Source organism: Rhizobium sp. ZPR4, from assembly GCF_040215725.1.
Lineage (GTDB): Bacteria > Pseudomonadota > Alphaproteobacteria > Rhizobiales > Rhizobiaceae > Rhizobium > Rhizobium rhizogenes_D.
Genome location: NZ_CP157968.1, coordinates 1,035,465 through 1,050,934 on the forward strand (window position 1 = coordinate 1,035,465; position 15,470 = coordinate 1,050,934).

The following is a 15,470-nucleotide window of genomic DNA, read 5'->3' on the forward strand; positions in this document are numbered from 1 at the left end:
TTGCCTATCGCAGGTTATCGCGCATTTTCTCAACCAATATCGTATGGCAAATCAAATGACCGAAGATCGAGACTATCTGCTTAAAGCGGCGGCAAACCTATCGAAAGTAATGAATTCGCCGTTCACCGCATCCGACTGGAGTGTCAAACCTTCCAGAAAGGGAGGTGGCATGTGGAACGGTATGGCTACGGGATCAAGCAGCTTGTCAAACGTGGATGACAAGGCGGTTGAGCCTTCCGACCGGCAATCCTGATGGATAAGGGCCGTTGCCGTCTTAGTCTATCGGAGACGTCTGGCCTGCACCATGTGCCGTTTCTGTCCCTCGCGATGGTTTCGCACCGAAACCCTGTTCAAGACTTGGGTCTCAAGGGGAAGCTGAGACTTGAGATGCCTCTTTTGTTCACTGGTTTGCGTAGCATGCCTGAGTGGTCAAATCCGTACCGCCTGCCAGGGACGTTAAAAGCTCCGGCAGCAATGTTGCAAACTTATAGGTAAGCGTTACCTGCGAAAAGCCCTCCAGGCCATAGCAACTCGCGGCATTGTCCAGAGAAATCGACGTCGCATCAAGAGGGACTGCCCAACCGGCTGCCTTCATCTGGGCGAACGTGACTGTTTTGGAAGCGCTGTAGGCACTTCCGTCCTCGCATTCGATTTGCGGAATACCCATGCAACGGGCTGTCGCGATTGCTGTTTCGTGAAGGGCGTGGCTTGTCCAGAACAGCCGGCCGAATTCTATGATGCCAAACAGCATCAGCAGAAACAGCGGCATGACCAAGGCAAATTCTACGGCACTGGCTCCCTCGCGTGAACGCCAGAGTTTTTCTAAGCGGTGGATCATTTGAGTTGCACCACAGCGCTTGCGTAAATATAGCCGTCGTTGACGATATTGTAGCCAGAAAACAGCGGAGCGTAGGTCTGCTTGGCAGAGATCACCACATATTTGCCCGCGTTCGCTCCATCGGGGCACGACGAGCTGCAGGTTTGCTGGGATCCCCAAACGAAGGAGGCGGCCGATCCGCTTGGACAATAGCAGGCGCCCGTCGAAGCGGGAGTGCCATCAATCCTGATGGTGGCTCCGTCGAAGTTGGCCTGCACGCCATCGTTGATCGCGATTGAAGCACTGGCGCCGGCCGACGGGTACTGCCCGGCGATCATCAGGGCGATGCTCTTGGCCAACAGGCTGTCGTTGAGACCATCAGCTTGATCGGCGTGAACCAGCGCGTAGCTGGCACTGTTCGAGATCGCGGCTTCCAACTGGAAGCGAGCGAAAATCAGGCTGCCCATGTCAAAACTGACCGCCATGATAAAGATGAAGAGCGGGGCAAGCACGGCGAATTCGACCGCGGCGTTGCCACGCTCATCCTGGCCCAAGATATTGGAGTGACGGGAGATCGATCGTCTGAGCTTTCGGAGAGAAAATGGAGGCAACTTCATTGGACCAGGGCCACCTTTCCGCTACCCGTCGACAGGGTGCATTCGGACATGGCCTGAGAACCGCCTGACAGGGAAATACTGGCGCCAATCAGTTGAAGACATCCGCCTGGCGCGTTGCTGAGCGAGCCGCCGCCTCCGAAATCGATCTTGCCGTTCGGAAAATAGAAGGCTCCTGAGATCGTACCTATGCCACCGGACGTTATTTCCGCCCCGGCGATGTTGGCGGAAGATTGAGGGCCGATGACAGCGAGGTTCGCATTGTTTCCGGATTGCGGTGCCGTGAGGCTGATCGCGTTTCCGCCAGTCAGGCAGAAGGCCTTTCCACCGCATTCCCAGTCGGATGGCGTGGTAATGCCGGAAACTACGAGTGTCACATCTTTTCCGGAAATGGCTATGGGATCGCCGCAGCTTGCGCCGCCGGTATTTGCGGAGAAATATCCGTCGATCGTATAGATGCCGGCTCCCAACCTTGCTCCGCCCGCAAGGTTGACATTGCCGGATATGTCATGCTGCGCGCTGGCGGGAATTGTAATGCAACTGCCGCCGCCGCCGCCGTTGATGTTGCCGTTGACGCGGAACCCGCCCGTTCCCGTCGTTGCGTCCGCCAGATAGGTGATTGATCCTCCGTCGAGCCCGATGCCGTTGTTGCTGCTGGATTTGCCGATCGTGTAGCTGTTGGCTGTCCCGGCGCCCAATTTCAACGTCGCACCGGCGCCCGTATAAAAGCCAGCGTTCAAGATAAACGTGCTGGGGCCGCCGATGAGGACTTTGCCGGAACTGCACAAACTATACCGGCCGTCCCCGCAAACCTGATCACCCATTCCAAAATGGAACGTGCCAGCACCAAAGGTCAGATCGGCTCCGTAGACCCCCTTGGCAACTCTGAAGATGCCATCGCCAAAGACGAGTTTCGTGCCGAAGTCGTTCTGAATCTTGCCGGAGAAGCTGTAGATGATGTTTTTGCCGCCGGCGATGTTGAAGTTGACTTGGATGTTCCCGTGCACGAGCAGGGAGCCGATACTGATTTTCGAGCCCGAACAGGTGATGTCCCACTTGGTGGTCCAGTACTGATTATAGTTGGCTGGATCATAGGTGCATCCTATTGCCTGAATGGCGGATGCGGTGTCTACCGGTGAGGAATTACCGCCAAATTCGACATCCGGGCTGGTGCCGACTGTCGCCTTGCTCGGCCACGACGCGCTACGGATGGTGTCGAAGCGGTTGATCAATGCGCTTATGCCGGCATTGCCGCTCAGGGGATCGCTGGTATATTGCTGTGTGACAGGCGCCTGACTCCCGTCCGTGCGCAGGATGTTGGCAGACCAAGGGCAGGGTTGGGAAGAACCCTCGTCATATGTAGCGCTTTTGGCGGTGATGTTCGTACCACAGGGAGCCACCAGATTACTGTTGGAGGCAACGTAACAATTGCCGGCGTTAACCTGGACGCCACCGGATAAGGTCACGCCAGTTGATGATTTGTCGAGGGCTATAATGCAGCCGTTTTGGGCTGTGCCCAATGAGGAATAGGCTTCAGTCGCGATGTCCAGCTTGGAGCTGGCGCCCAGAATAGGCGCCAGGAAAAGCGTATTCGTTGTGGTGACCCCCACATGGACGGCCTGATTGCGTGCGTCTTTCGGAGACGTTGTCAGCGAGACCGTAGCGTTTGCCGTGTCGATACCATTGAGTTTAATGACGCGAAGGGCTGCTTCTCTCATCTGATCTTCAGAATTCGTGTTGCTATAGGCAAGTGCTCCGGCATAGGAGGCAAGGTCTGCAGCCCGCTGATTTTCGTCCCGCACAAGCAGCCCGTATCCGTACTCGATAGACAGAGCTGCGAATCCCAGGACGAGGGGCAGGCAAAGGGCACTCATGATGGCAATGCTGCCCCGCCGGTCCTCGCCGAGCGCACGTCCATGCCAGAGAGCCAATCGGATGAATTGGATCAAAGTTATTCCTCAAAAAAATCAAATCTCAAATATTGCGCTTGCAGCTGAGGTCCTTCTCAGCGGTCGAGGCGATAACGAATATCGAGATCGACAGCGAAGGAGCCTCACGAAGAATATGGATTGATATCTGTCCGCTCAGTTCCTTCTGGACATGCGATCGGTTTACGAAATCAAGCGTTTTGGAAGGTGGAAGCGAGGTCATCTCACGGACACGCCGAAAGGTCGTTGATGCCCACGCGAAATGAAGGGACGACCTTGCTGCGGCGCGAAGTTCATCTTCGCACGGGCAATAAGCCGGCGGGATCCTCAAGGGATTCTTAACGCCTAAAAGTATGACTTATTATTGTGCGGGAACTGGATAAGGCCTGCCAAATTCGGATAGCGACTGTTTGAATAGCTGATCGTTTTCAGAGCAGAGACAGACCGTCGTGCGGTACTTGAAAATCCGACCTTGAGGTTACCTGCGTTCATCAACCACCCAGCCGCTGGACATCTTTTGCCCGCGGATGATGGACGCGAAAGCAAGCAGATCGCATCTTAGTTCGGATGGATTTTGGCAGGAGCGGCGCAGATAGCTGCGCCTTAATTTGCCTGCGAAGCTATTCAATGCTGAACGGAAAATATTTTGCGTTGATCATGTCATAGGTCCCATCCGCCTTGATGGACTGCAACGCTGCATTCAAGCGTGAAAGGCGTTTGCTGTCATCCAACCGCACAGCGATTCCGGAACCATCGCCAAAATATGTCGCATCAACCAGATCAGGTCCTCGGAACTCGCAGCAGCTTCCCGCCTTTGTGTTTGCGATCCAGTCATAGATGGCAAGTTTATCTTCCAAAATAATGTCAACGCTTCCGTCCGACAGTCCCTTGTACAATTCTGGTGAAGATCGAAAGACCGTCTCATGCGTTTGCGGATACAGATGTTGGGCAAAGGATTGCTGCGCTGTTGACGATGTCACCCCAAGGTTCTTGCCCGTAAGGGCCGCTGGGCTCACATCTTTGATCGGCGAGTCTTTTCGTACGATGAACACCGACGGACTATTGTAATATCGTTCCGTAAAGGCAACCTTCTGGCGCCGCTCGTCGCTCATCGACATGGATGAGATGATCGCGTCATATTTTCCGGCGACGAGATCTGGAATCATGTCATCCCACTTCTCGACGACGAATTGGCATTCGAGTTGGCCAACCTTGCAGATAGCATTGGCGATATCAATGTCGAAACCCTGCAGCTTGTTGTTTGCGTCGAGGTAGTTAAACGGCGGAAACGCGCCCTCGACAGCAATTCTCATCGACATACGCTCTTGCGCCGCCGTCGGAAATGGCAGGGTCGCGACCAAAACGAGGCCTATACCAATACCTGCTGACGCCCTGCGCAATATTGTCTGAACGGATAGCTGCAGCATTGTAGAGTATCCTTAGTGGGTAACCGATCTCGCTATAATGCGCAGTTGCTTTTAATTCTACGTGAACGCTTCTTTGTTAGCACTGATGTAGCCGTAGTTTTGTTTTGATGATGACGTCCTAATACAGCGTTGTTCAGGGATCTGCGCTTGCACATTATTCGTTCCTCTAGTCCAAAATCCTTTCAACAATCCTGGATAGCTTCGGGAAGGATTCTCTTCCTGATTGCGGCTAGCGCTCTGGGAGTAATTGGACTTGTCGTACTGTCTGCATTGTGGGCGGGAACTGAAAGTGACTCTGCAGCACTTGATAGACAGCGGCAGCTCGTGAACACTCGTCTGAGAGAGCAAGTTGATCAAGTGGCGCGTGTCATTGGACAAGTCGGCAATGGTTACCTTGCTGCAAACAGAGCCTACCCGACCTCCGGCGCATCCTCAGTTTCGCCTGCCTTCAATGCGGTTTTAACGACAGCCGCCGGAAGCGCGATCAGCCAGGCTGCAACATCTGTCTTTGGCTATGATCAGGCGTTTGTCGTGGACGAGCATGGTGACCTGGTCATGATGGCGGACGGCGAGACGGAAAAACGCTATCGCTGGATGAAGCCTCTTCTTTTGCCGCTTCTTCGAGAGGCGGGCATCGCCGTACACCAGCGAGCAATGTCGATTGAGCACTTGCCCGGATCATTGGACAATCCCGCTGGAAATGCAGTTCTTGCTCATCGTGGCTTGGCCAGTTTGCTGCGCCTGGAAGGCCGGCCGACGATTGTCGGCATTGCAGCCGTCAGGGAGCCGCACGAAGGGCAAGGGCAGCCGTCATGGCAATTTGTGATCGTCTTACGGTTCCTGGATGGAGCGGCGTTGGACGAATTGAGCCGGGAACAGGGGCTCAATGGCGCACGCTTCGCGCGCACTGCCGACGCTGGTGATGACGAAGTTGCATTTCAGATTGACGATACGACAAATGGCGAACCGATCGGTTTCATCGTATGGCGGCCTGATCTTCCGGGATCAAGGGTGATCGGTCGATTGATGCCGGCGCTTTCGATCGCAGCCCTGATGATGGCGCTTCTGCTGACAATCCTGCTTGTGCGTCTGCGAAAGAGTCTGGGCGAGTTGAAAAAAAGCGAATTCCATGCGAGGCAGCTTGCATTACACGATGTGCTGACAGATCTCCCCAATCGCGCATTGTTTGCGATGAGGTTCGACGAGTGCCTGGCCGAATTGGAAAACTCGACGAAGCGGCCGGCAATCGCGCTTCTTGACCTCGACCGGTTCAAAGCTGTGAACGACACGTTTGGTCACGCCGCCGGCGACGAACTCATCAAGTTGGCCGCTGATCGAATCCGTTCACTCCTTCGGTCACAAGATACTCTAGCGCGGCTCGGAGGAGACGAATTTGCCTTGCTTCTTCGGGACATCGAAGATCACGATCAAGCTCTACCGGCAATCTGCGAGGCAATCGTCACGGAGCTTAGCAAACCTTTCCCGCTGTTGAACGGGGAAGCCGTAGCCCGCGTTGGCTGCTCGATCGGCGTTGCGCTTGTGCCTGATACGGGGCGGAATGCCGACGATATCATGCGCTATGCCGATGTCGCGCTATATGAAGCGAAAGTAAGCGGCAGGGGCCGGTGGCGTGTCTATTCACCCTCCATGGATGGAGGCAGGAATGCACGCGATATCCTTAAAAACGAATTGCGTGAGGTCCTATCCAAGATCCGGGTTTCATCTGACGATGGTGAGCGCGGTGATATGGTTGCGGACCAGCCGGACTTCGGAGCATTAGAGGTCTACTACCAGCCTGTACATCAAGCGGGGAAGGGATATTCGGTGACGGGAGCCGAGGCGCTCGTACGGTGGCGGCATAGCCAGCGCGGACTGCTGATGCCAGCGAGTTTCATCCCCGCCGCCGAAGAAGGCGGCCTTATTGACGCACTTGGATTCTGGGTGTTGCGCGACGCCTGCACCGCGGCCTGCAACTGGCCTGAAAACACATTTGTCGCGGTGAACGTGTCCCCTTCTCAGCTGAGGCGGCCAAATTTTGTCGAGGAAGTGCGCGCCGTACTTCAGGAGACCGGGCTATCGCCATCCCGGCTTGAGCTCGAACTCACTGAATCCTCGCTCATAGAGGATTATGCAGACATCTATTCAGTACTGAAGTCGTTGCGCGGCGAGGGTATTCAGATTTCGCTGGATGATTTTGGAACCGGCTATTCGTGCCTCAGCCATTTAACACGCTTCGATGTTGACCGGATCAAAATTGATCGATCATTCGTCTCGCTCCTCGGCACGAAAGCCAACGGCACGGCAATCGTCAGCGCCATTATCTCGTTAAGCAATAGTCTTGGCATTGCGACGACAGCCGAAGGGGTCGAAACTGAATATCAGCGCGACTTTCTAGCGGCGATGGGTTGCACGGATCTCCAAGGCTATTTCTTCTCCAGACCTGTTCCTCTCGACGAACTCGATTGTTTCAGCATTCCTCGATCTGTGGACAAATTGCTCAAGACAAGTTGAGAACTCAATGATATGGGTCCGGCAACATTTGATGCCAATCCATCTGCCATACCGAACAATATTTGTCACAAAGGCAACAAGCGCCTTCTAGCCATAGCAGGAGGTCTGGAAGGAAGGCAGATATTGGACACGAGATCGGCGTTCAGCATCTCAGCTGGAAAAACTGCTCGAGCTTTCTCATATGGCCGTTGAGCGAATGCTACATTGAGAAAGGAATGTGGGTCTGTTGGATATTGGTGGAATGAGTCAAATGTGAAGTACCGCATTGGTTGCATATTGCTGACTGATCATTGCAATGCATGATGGATTATCGTACGCCCTGTTGGAGGACTTGAGACTGCCCGATCGAGAATCTCGATCTTATGGAGCATATGTATATGACAAGTTTTATTGAGAAGTGGTCTGCCAAGAGGGCCGATAAGCCGAAGGCTGGCACGCGAAATGCGATTGATTCCTTTCGTTTGAGAGTCGCAGAACAAAAGAATTATCTCGAAGAATATGAGCGTGATGCAGCCGGTTTTAAGAAATGGCGTTCGACGTGGTTTCAGCGTGTTCCAGGCGGCTTTGGCGTCAGCATTGGTCGCGACGCGGTTAGCGCCGGAGAAGGGCTGACCTATGTTGTTGTCGAGTCCGTCAAGGAAGTCGCCGAATTTCTCGATGATCTTGCTCTGCATGCGGAACAGGATCTCGGTTTTCAAAAGGCACTCGAGGACAACCGTTCGCGCCGCGCCGCGCTACTGAATGCAGCAAAATCGCGGCCCAGTTCAATCAAGCCTGCTTCAGCAAAAGCCTCCACCAAGGCATCACGGACAAAGCGGACTGCAAGGGCTGGCAAACCCGAAACAGAGAAGTGAGCAAGACTGAATCTGAATACGTTACTCAATGCAACACCTGGCCCGCTTCGCGCGGGCTTTACCTTTTTGATCCTTGGGCATATCGATTTCGAACATCAAGAAGTATCGATCGCCTAGTTGGCGCCCTATTTCTCCGATTGAGCGAAATCGCCTCACCAGTAAGTGCTGCCGGCCCCAATTCATCCTTCCGCCGCTAATCAAGGTCTAATGCGCGAGGCTGTCCGCCAAGTCTTGGCCGGATTGCGGCTGGCTTATGTTCCCCGCAAATACGAGCGCAGTCTATCCATGCAACCACCCTGGTGCGCCTTTTGTCACTGAGCAGTTTAGTCATAGGAATACGGTTCAACCCCGTTCAAGAGCAAACTGTTACATGTTTGCCAACATGCTGCCCAACTCCGGTACTGCTCAAGATTCCGTTCTTGCTGCAAACGAAGCGAGAGGCAGGATGGATACGAGTGAGGTCGATCATGTTCACTATTAGGCGCATCGCAAATAGCGCTTCTTTACTCTCGAGTTTGGGCGCAAGCCTTCTGCGGACCTGCCTGACGGTGAGGCAGGAGTTAGCAGGCGCTAAGGGGCTGACGTCCTTGGTGGTTCTGCCTCGCCCCGTTAGAGACCGACCCGCTTCATATGCTCTTCGGGATACCGATTGCCTTGCGGCTTAATGTTGGCGGCTTTGATCTCCGCGAGGTCGTCCGTCGTTAGGGTGACGCTGAGTGCCCCGATGTTTTCCTCGAAGCGTTCGAGTTTGCGAGTGCCGAACAGTGGCACGATCCAGGGCTTTTGCGCGAGCAGCCAGGCGAGCGCGACCTGCGCGGGTGTGGCATTGTGCCGGTCGCCGATGCGCCGGATCAGGTCGACCAGACGCTGATTGGCTTCACGTGCCTCCGCTGCGAAGCGTGGAATATTGTTGCGCATGTCGGAAGGGTCGAGCTGAGTGCTCACGTCTATCTTGCCGGTCAGGAATCCCTTGCCCAGCGGGCTGAATGGCACCAGACCGATGCCCAACTCCTCGAGCGTCGGCAGAATTTCGGCTTCGGGCTCGCGGGTCCAGAGGGAATATTCGCTCTGAAGGGCCGCCACGGGCTGCACCGCATGCGCGCGACGGATCGAGCCGGCGCCGGCTTCAGAAAGACCGAACCAGCGCACCTTGCCTTGCGCAATCAGATTCTTGACCGTGCCGGCAATGTCCTCCATCGGGACTTCCGGATCGACGCGGTGCTGATAGAGCAGGTCTATGGTCTCGATATTCAGGCGCTTCAGGCTGCCCTCAACCGCTTTGCGGATATGGTCGGGCTTGCTGTTGACGCCACCAAGGTGGATGCCTGTTTCCGGATCGATGTCCCACCCGAATTTCGTGGCGATTTTGACTTGGTTGCGGACGGGCGCCAACGCTTCGCCGACCATCACTTCGTTGGTAAGGGGACCGTAGGCTTCGGCGGTATCAAAAAAGTCCATGCCGCGCTCGACCGCCGTGCGGAGCAGGGCGATCATTTCGGCTCGGTCTGGCAGCTCGCGCGCCTTGCCATAGCCCATGGCGCCCAGTGAGAGAGCAGAGACTTCAAGTCCTTGTCCAAGTTTACGCTTCTGCATGGCTAAGTCTCCTCTTGTGTTACTGATTGCGCGGCGTGATGCGAACCGTCGCCCCGCGCGCACGGTCGCCGATCATGGCAGCCAAGTACCGGCTGCCGGCATATTTCGCTCGATAGGCGTCATCGATCGCCGCATTGAGCGGCCCATCGACAGGGTCGAAGGATACGTCCCGATCGAGGCCTGCGGCGGTGATCCTGCCGGCGCGCTGCTTCATGGCGGCTCCGTACCAGCGGGAGCCTTTGCCATTGTAAGCCCGGACATAGAGCGCGCCATCCACAACGACCGACCATATCCAGGTCAACGTACCGTAGGTGATGCCATCGTCCCGGAACGGGGCGATGTGCAGATCATCGGCGGTCGCAATGGCGGCTAATTCTTGCGGGTTCCAATCCATGGTCAGTCCTTCAAACGTTCAAAGGTGACGGGCACACGGGCTGGGGCTTCGATCGCGTCCAGACCGCTTTCAATCCGGCCGAGCTTCACCAGGCCTTCGGAATACCGAAAGGTCTTGTGAAAAATCGCGAGATTGCCCCAAGGGGCATAGAACGTAATGTCGCCTGCCGAAGGTGTGATGCCGGCAGGCGCGCCATCGGTCGAGAGCCGGCGCGGCAGGTCGCTGATCTTCTCGGTGGCGGCATAGTCCTCAAGAACAAGCTTGAGCGGCAACAGCGCCAGAAAATTGCGCGCGGCGGTGTTGTCGTCGAGAACCGCAATTGCGGTTCCCCCAGGCGCGGAGATTTGGATCCTCATCGCATTTCCCAATTCGTTGGCATTGACAGCCGAACCTGCAGCCGCTGCCATGATGACAACGGTCCGCTTGATGCGAGCTGATCGGCCCAGCATGGTGCCCTTACGCGAACGGGTCATAACCAGGTTTCTTGTAAAGCTGATCAATCTTTTCCCGGATGTCCGGCACATAGACATTGTCGGTCCAGTCAGCGCGCGTGACGTCTTCGATTGCAATCGAGATGGAGGCATCTTCGACGCCAAGAGCGGACATGACGGCCTCCGTCAGTTTGGCAGTCAACGCCTGCTTTTGAGCCTCGGGGCGACCGGCCAGCATTTTCACGACGACGTGCGGCATTTCACATCCCTCCGGCTGTGAGGCCATATTGCTCGTCGGTGACATGCTCCATCCAGTCGACGAGTTTACCGTTCAGGTGCTCGTGGATGGCTATGTGGGTCATTGCGGTCGTGGGGGATGCGCCATGCCAATGTTTCTCGTTTGGCGCGAACCATACAACGTCGCCAGGCTGGATCTCCTCGATCGGGCCTCCTTCGCGCTGCACACGGCCGAGGCCGGCGATCACGATCAAGGTTTGGCCGAGAGGATGGGTATGCCAAACCGTGCGGGCGCCCGGCTCAAACGTCACACTACCAGCGGCGGCGCGGCGCGCGTCGTTCGATGCGAATAGCGGGTCGACGCGCACGGTTCCGGTGAACCACTCGGCCGGGCCTTTGCCTGAAGGCTGACTTCCGTTCCTGGTGATGTCCATGATGTCTCGTTCCTTCGGAAGATGATTGTTTTCGGATAGATTCTAGTCCGTGCCATAAGGTCCGATTAGACCGCAAATCATGCTAGCTATTATGTGTTGCGCACATGAATAGGCGCTCACAACATGCCCTATTCGGCAGAGGCGCAGCAGATTCCCGCATAATTATGAAAGGCATACATAAATGCTCAGAGAAAACATCCATGACCTGCTGGCCTTTGTGGTGGTTGCGCGCGAAAAGAGCTTCACCAGAGCCGCTGCGCAACTGGGCATGTCTCAATCCGGCCTGAGCCATGCAATTCGGGGGCTGGAGGAGCGCCTCGGGCTGCGTCTGCTGACGCGCACGACGCGCCAGGTCGCACCTACCACCGAAGGAGACCTGCTGCTTTCGACTCTCGGTCCGCGCCTCAAAGAAATCGAGAACGAACTGACCGCCCTGACAGAGCGGCAAGAGCGGCCGGTCGGCAATTTCCGCATCACAGCTGAAGATTACGCAGTGATGGCGGTTCTGCGCCCCAAGCTGCAGCGCCTGATCGACTATCCCGATATCAAGGTTGAGATCATCATCGACTACGGCCTGACTGACATCATCGGCGATCGGTTTGATGCCGGCGTGCGCCTCGGCGGCATAGTCTCGCAGGGCATGATCGCCGTGCCGATCGGTCCCGCGATGCGGATGATCGTCGTTGCCGCCCCGTCTTACATGAACGGTCGGGAAATGCCGTGCGTGCCCCAGGATCTGACCAACCATTCTTGCATCAACTTGCGCCTGCCGACGCATGGCGGGCTTTATGCCTGGGAGTTCGAAAAGGACCGCGAGGAGCTGCGCGTTCGCGTCGATGGCCAGCTGATCTGCAACAGCGTCGTCCATATCTACAACGCAGCTCTCGACGGCTTCGGATTCGCCTATCTGGAAGAGAGCCTTGTGGCAGCCGATCTTGCCACCGGCCGTCTGGTCCAGGTTCTCGACGACTGGTGCGCGCCGTTCGAGGGCTATCATCTGTACTACCCGACGCGCCGGCAGAGCTCGCCGGCGTTCGGTATTCTCGTTGACGCGCTGCGCCATCGCGAATGACGCGAGCTAGCCGGCGCGCTTGGCGAAGATCTCCTTGAAGACCGGCACGGCGCTCATGGCATTCGGCCAGCCGGCGTAGAAGGCCGACTGAGTCAGAACTTCTGCCGCCTCGGCCTCGGTCAGGCCGTTGTCCATCGCGCGGTTGAGATGGTAGGTGATTTGCATCCCCTGGCCATTGGCGATCAGGGCGCTGACCGTCACCAGGCTACGGTCGCGCGGCGCGAGATCCGGGCGGAGCCAGAGATCATGGAAAAGCGCGCTGCCAGTGTAGTCAACAAGGCTCTGCGATGCCGGCCCTACATTTGCCTGCACGGCCGCCGCCCGTTGGTCTTCAGTTGCCTGATCGAGCGACATCAGATCCGGCGTCGCGCTTGGCAGCTGATCGGCGCCAATGCCGCGCTGTTTGAAGACGTCGGCCGCCGCGACGACCGCCGCCATCGCATTGCCCCAGCCGGCATAAAACGCCAGGTGAGTGAAAATTTCCGACAGCTCGGCAGGCTTCACGCCGTTATCCAGTGCGACATTCAAGTAGAAGGGCAGTTCGGTTGTCTGGTTGCGGGCGATCAAGATCGCGACGGTGACGATGCTGCGGTCGCGCATCGATAGGCCTGGGCGCTTCCAGACCCCGCCTAGGAGCGTTGTCGACGTGTAGCGGTCGAGGGCGGGAGCCACTGCCTGAATGGCCTGCGCGTAGATCGCGACGCTTTCCTGAGCGTTGGCACTATCGAAACCCACGATGGAAAGTGCGAGCATGGTGATGGCGGAGGTTTTCATAGGATTCCTCTCATAACGGGATTTTAGGTTTCCCGAGAGGGTAGGGCAGTCGACCTATGTGATATAGCGTCATAAATTGATAGGACTTATGTGCGCTGTACATTAATCGGCTATCAAAGCAAGATTTGTTCAACCTCATTGGGCCGACGCGATCGTGACTGCGATCACGGTATCCGCCTACAGCTGCAGCAGTTGTGGAGAAAGACGCTGCCTACGTGATCATCCGACCTGCGGTGCCCTTAAACTCCGGGCCGAGATCTTCAAGCTCAATGGGTGATGAGCGGAATTCGCGCGATCCAAAAGCGTTCATACCATGCCAAGCCTATGTCGCTGAAAGCCCAACGGGTTGATCGATCTCCTGATCGAACCGTTTCGGTAATTCGCTTGCAAGAGCGTCGATCGCCAGCCGGGAACGCAGTGGGAGATGTTGCGCTACTGGCCAGACTGCGTAGGTTTCTATCGTGGCACTTGGCCTGTCCGCCCAGAGTTCAACCAGATTGCCGGCGCGAATGTGATCGCTGACGAGCCAATAGGGCAGCCAGGCAAGCCCCATGCCTTCGACGGCGGCGTCTGTAATCGTCTCCAAGTCGTCGAAGCGGAGCCTGGAGGCAACGGGCACATCAACGAGGTTGCCGGACAAATCAGGAAGCCGCCACGGCAATGCGTAATCGTTGCGCCAATAGACAAGCGTGTCGTGATCCTCGAAATCGGCAAGGGAGTGCGGCTGTCCGCGAACCGCCAGATATGCCGGGGACACACAGAGCGCCTTGCGTTGGCTGACAAGCCGCCGTGCGCGCAATGAGGTTCCATTACCGAGTGCACCGTTGCGAATGGCAAGGTCGAAGCCATCGGCGATCATATCGACCTGGCGGTCATTGAAGCTGAGCTCGAGTTCAAGCTTCGGATGCTGGCGGGCATAGGCACGCAGAATGGGCGCGACGCAGTAGCGGCCGAACAATACAGGCAGCGATACGCGAAGTTTGCCGACAACCTCGCGCCGTCCGGTTTCCAACAGGGATTCGCCCGTGCGCAACTCCTCGATGGCACGCACGCATCTCTCGTAATATTGCTGGCCATCTTCGGTCAGACATTGCGTGCGGGTCGTTCGCTGAAACAGGCGGACACCAAGTCGTTCTTCCAGGCGGGCAATGGCCTTGCCGACAGCCGAAGGAGTGAGGGAGAGCCGGTCGGCCGCTCTTTTGAACCCTCCAGCTTCGACAGCTTCCACAAAGACTTCTATCCCGTCAAATCTGTCGCGCATGGCGAAACCTTTTCAGACGCTTTTGTGACGCGATTGCGGAATTTGGGGAAATAAACAAGTGAAAAACAATCGCCACTGCTGAATGCCATTCTACGATATCGATGAGATCAAGCAAATGACATTTTCAGGGCGATCAGGGGCGCACGGCCCAAATCGCCCTCCCGTCATGCGGATTCTCATTGCCGGAGGGCGATCAAGTTGTTGATTTCAATCGTATATGACAGTGGCTTCGGCCACACCGCGCGCGTCGCTGAAGCCGTGGCGGCCGGCGTTGGCGAGGTACCGGGAGCTGAGGTGAAACTCATCGCTGTTGCGGACGGTCCGATGGACTGGGCGACACTTGAGCGGAGCGATGCCATTGTCTTCGGATCGCCGACCTATAACGGCCTGATCAGCGCCAAGTTCAAGCAGTTCTTCGAAGATTCGACCAAGGCGGCCTGGTCGGCTCAAACGTGGCGCAACAAGATTGCCGCTGGGTTCACCAATTCAGGAGCCCAGCACGGCGACAAGCTGAACTCGCTCATATCGATGGCATTGTTCGCAGCCCAGCACGGCATGATCTGGGTCGGCCTCGACATGATGCCGGGCAATAGCAGCAGCGCTGGCAGCGTGGATGATCTCAACCGGCTTGGAAGCTGGCTGGGGGTCATGACCCAATCGAACGTAGACCAGGCCCCGGACGTCGCGCTGATCGGCAGCGATCTGAAGACGGCTCAGTATCTCGGCCGGCGCGTGGCGGAGACGACCAGCCGGTTTCAACCCGCCCAATCATAAACCAAACGAAGGATTCTGACTATGAAACTGCTTTGCCTCGACGTCCCACAGCCCGGTGCCTCGCTGGAGAAGTATCAGCCGCATATGCAGGATGAGGCCCGCCACGCCTGGCAGATGTACAAAGGCGGGATCATCCGTGACATCTACTTCCGGCAGGACCGTCCCGGTGTCGCCATCATCGCGGAAGCCGAGTCCATCAACGCGGCCAAAGCGGCGCTCGCCGAATTTCCCCTCGCCAAGGCAGGCCTGATCGACTGGGAGCTGATCCCGCTCGGTCCGTTTACGAACTGGGAATCGCTGTTCGCCCCCGGCAACGCCTGATTCCGCGTACGCGTCCGAGCTATCGGGC

General features: G+C 56.7%; 16 protein-coding genes. 5 read left to right on the plus strand and 11 right to left on the minus strand.

All coding sequences use genetic code 11. From position 1 onward, the window contains the following. Positions 1–400: 400 nt before the first annotated feature. The 4 genes from ABOK31_RS24345 to ABOK31_RS24360 all read right to left on the minus strand — a co-directional run bounded on the left by ABOK31_RS24345 (position 401) and on the right by ABOK31_RS24360 (position 4,786). A complete protein-coding gene (locus tag ABOK31_RS24345) occupies positions 401–838 on the minus strand; it encodes a TadE family protein (protein ID WP_349959216.1) in 438 nt (145 codons plus the stop codon). Then, complete coding sequence (locus ABOK31_RS24350) at positions 835–1,434, minus strand: TadE/TadG family type IV pilus assembly protein (RefSeq protein ID WP_349959217.1); 600 nt, start codon at positions 1,432–1,434, stop codon at positions 835–837. The genes ABOK31_RS24345 and ABOK31_RS24350 overlap by 4 nt, the downstream gene beginning before the upstream one ends. Next, positions 1,431–3,380, minus strand: coding sequence for a TadE/TadG family type IV pilus assembly protein (locus tag ABOK31_RS24355; protein WP_349959218.1), 1,950 nt, complete (start codon positions 3,378–3,380; stop codon positions 1,431–1,433). Before ABOK31_RS24355 ends, ABOK31_RS24350 begins: the two co-directional genes overlap by 4 nt. 599 nt (positions 3,381–3,979) lie before the next feature. After that, positions 3,980–4,786, minus strand: coding sequence for a transporter substrate-binding domain-containing protein (locus ABOK31_RS24360; protein WP_113349759.1), 807 nt, complete (start codon positions 4,784–4,786; stop codon positions 3,980–3,982). 147 nt (positions 4,787–4,933) lie between these two features. On the opposite strand from ABOK31_RS24360, the gene ABOK31_RS24365 reads away from it, so the two are divergent. Both ABOK31_RS24365 and ABOK31_RS24370 read left to right on the plus strand, forming a co-directional pair. Beyond that, positions 4,934–7,297 carry an EAL domain-containing protein gene (locus ABOK31_RS24365; RefSeq protein ID WP_349959220.1) on the plus strand — a complete coding sequence of 788 codons (2,364 nt, stop codon included), beginning with the start codon at positions 4,934–4,936 and terminating at the stop codon, positions 7,295–7,297. A gap of 377 nt (positions 7,298–7,674) precedes the next feature. Beyond that, on the plus strand, positions 7,675–8,151 hold the full coding sequence (locus ABOK31_RS24370) for a hypothetical protein (protein ID WP_174182321.1): 477 nt from the start codon (positions 7,675–7,677) through the stop codon (positions 8,149–8,151). Between the two features lie 609 nt (positions 8,152–8,760). On the opposite strand, the gene ABOK31_RS24375 is transcribed toward ABOK31_RS24370, so the two are convergent. Genes ABOK31_RS24375 through ABOK31_RS24395 form a run of 5 tightly spaced genes read right to left on the minus strand, consistent with a single transcriptional unit; the run spans position 8,761 to position 11,243 of the window. Beyond that, positions 8,761–9,744, minus strand: coding sequence for an aldo/keto reductase (locus ABOK31_RS24375; RefSeq protein ID WP_349959221.1), 984 nt, complete (start codon positions 9,742–9,744; stop codon positions 8,761–8,763). Between the two features lie 19 nt (positions 9,745–9,763). Further along, complete coding sequence (locus ABOK31_RS24380; RefSeq protein WP_349959223.1) at positions 9,764–10,138, minus strand: DUF2255 family protein; 375 nt, start codon at positions 10,136–10,138, stop codon at positions 9,764–9,766. Positions 10,139–10,140: 2 nt separating this feature from the next. Then, positions 10,141–10,611 (minus strand): cyclophilin-like fold protein, encoded by a 471-nt coding sequence (locus tag ABOK31_RS24385; RefSeq protein ID WP_349959225.1) that lies wholly within the window; start codon positions 10,609–10,611, stop codon positions 10,141–10,143. Continuing rightward, positions 10,595–10,828: a tautomerase family protein gene (locus tag ABOK31_RS24390; protein ID WP_174182329.1), complete on the minus strand. Its 234-nt coding sequence runs from the start codon at positions 10,826–10,828 to the stop codon at positions 10,595–10,597. Before ABOK31_RS24390 ends, ABOK31_RS24385 begins: the two co-directional genes overlap by 17 nt. Before the next feature lies 1 nt (position 10,829). Continuing rightward, a complete protein-coding gene (locus tag ABOK31_RS24395; protein ID WP_174182464.1) occupies positions 10,830–11,243 on the minus strand; it encodes a cupin domain-containing protein in 414 nt (137 codons plus the stop codon). 178 nt (positions 11,244–11,421) lie between these two features. Here ABOK31_RS24395 and ABOK31_RS24400 point away from each other — a divergent pair, with 178 nt between their 5' ends. Beyond that, positions 11,422–12,312: a LysR family transcriptional regulator gene (locus tag ABOK31_RS24400; protein ID WP_174182330.1), complete on the plus strand. Its 891-nt coding sequence runs from the start codon at positions 11,422–11,424 to the stop codon at positions 12,310–12,312. 6 nt (positions 12,313–12,318) lie between these two features. On the opposite strand, the gene ABOK31_RS24405 is transcribed toward ABOK31_RS24400, so the two are convergent. Further along, positions 12,319–13,086 (minus strand): carboxymuconolactone decarboxylase family protein, encoded by a 768-nt coding sequence (locus ABOK31_RS24405; protein ID WP_349959228.1) that lies wholly within the window; start codon positions 13,084–13,086, stop codon positions 12,319–12,321. Between the two features lie 322 nt (positions 13,087–13,408). Further along, positions 13,409–14,347 carry a LysR family transcriptional regulator gene (locus tag ABOK31_RS24410; RefSeq protein ID WP_174182333.1) on the minus strand — a complete coding sequence of 313 codons (939 nt, stop codon included), beginning with the start codon at positions 14,345–14,347 and terminating at the stop codon, positions 13,409–13,411. A gap of 198 nt (positions 14,348–14,545) precedes the next feature. Between ABOK31_RS24410 and ABOK31_RS24415 the strand changes: the two genes are divergently transcribed. Both ABOK31_RS24415 and ABOK31_RS24420 read left to right on the plus strand, forming a co-directional pair. After that, the gene (locus tag ABOK31_RS24415; RefSeq protein WP_349959229.1) at positions 14,546–15,121 is read left to right on the plus strand and encodes a flavodoxin family protein; all 576 of its coding nucleotides are present in this window, start codon (positions 14,546–14,548) and stop codon (positions 15,119–15,121) included. A gap of 21 nt (positions 15,122–15,142) precedes the next feature. Continuing rightward, positions 15,143–15,442: a superoxide dismutase gene (locus tag ABOK31_RS24420; RefSeq protein WP_174182335.1), complete on the plus strand. Its 300-nt coding sequence runs from the start codon at positions 15,143–15,145 to the stop codon at positions 15,440–15,442. Positions 15,443–15,470 lie beyond the last annotated feature (28 nt).

Coding starts and splice junctions, on each gene's coding strand:
- ABOK31_RS24345 (WP_349959216.1), bottom strand. CDS start 838: ATGATCCACCGCTTAGAAAAACTCTGGCGTTCACGCGAGGGAGCCAGT.
- ABOK31_RS24385 (WP_349959225.1), bottom strand. CDS start 10,611: ATGACCCGTTCGCGTAAGGGCACCATGCTGGGCCGATCAGCTCGCATC.
- ABOK31_RS24380 (WP_349959223.1), bottom strand. CDS start 10,138: ATGGATTGGAACCCGCAAGAATTAGCCGCCATTGCGACCGCCGATGAT.
- ABOK31_RS24390 (WP_174182329.1), bottom strand. CDS start 10,828: ATGCCGCACGTCGTCGTGAAAATGCTGGCCGGTCGCCCCGAGGCTCAA.
- ABOK31_RS24400 (WP_174182330.1), top strand. CDS start 11,422: ATGCTCAGAGAAAACATCCATGACCTGCTGGCCTTTGTGGTGGTTGCG.
- ABOK31_RS24360 (WP_113349759.1), bottom strand. CDS start 4,786: ATGCTGCAGCTATCCGTTCAGACAATATTGCGCAGGGCGTCAGCAGGT.
- ABOK31_RS24405 (WP_349959228.1), bottom strand. CDS start 13,086: ATGAAAACCTCCGCCATCACCATGCTCGCACTTTCCATCGTGGGTTTC.
- ABOK31_RS24375 (WP_349959221.1), bottom strand. CDS start 9,744: ATGCAGAAGCGTAAACTTGGACAAGGACTTGAAGTCTCTGCTCTCTCA.
- ABOK31_RS24370 (WP_174182321.1), top strand. CDS start 7,675: ATGACAAGTTTTATTGAGAAGTGGTCTGCCAAGAGGGCCGATAAGCCG.
- ABOK31_RS24410 (WP_174182333.1), bottom strand. CDS start 14,347: ATGCGCGACAGATTTGACGGGATAGAAGTCTTTGTGGAAGCTGTCGAA.
- ABOK31_RS24350 (WP_349959217.1), bottom strand. CDS start 1,434: ATGAAGTTGCCTCCATTTTCTCTCCGAAAGCTCAGACGATCGATCTCC.
- ABOK31_RS24420 (WP_174182335.1), top strand. CDS start 15,143: ATGAAACTGCTTTGCCTCGACGTCCCACAGCCCGGTGCCTCGCTGGAG.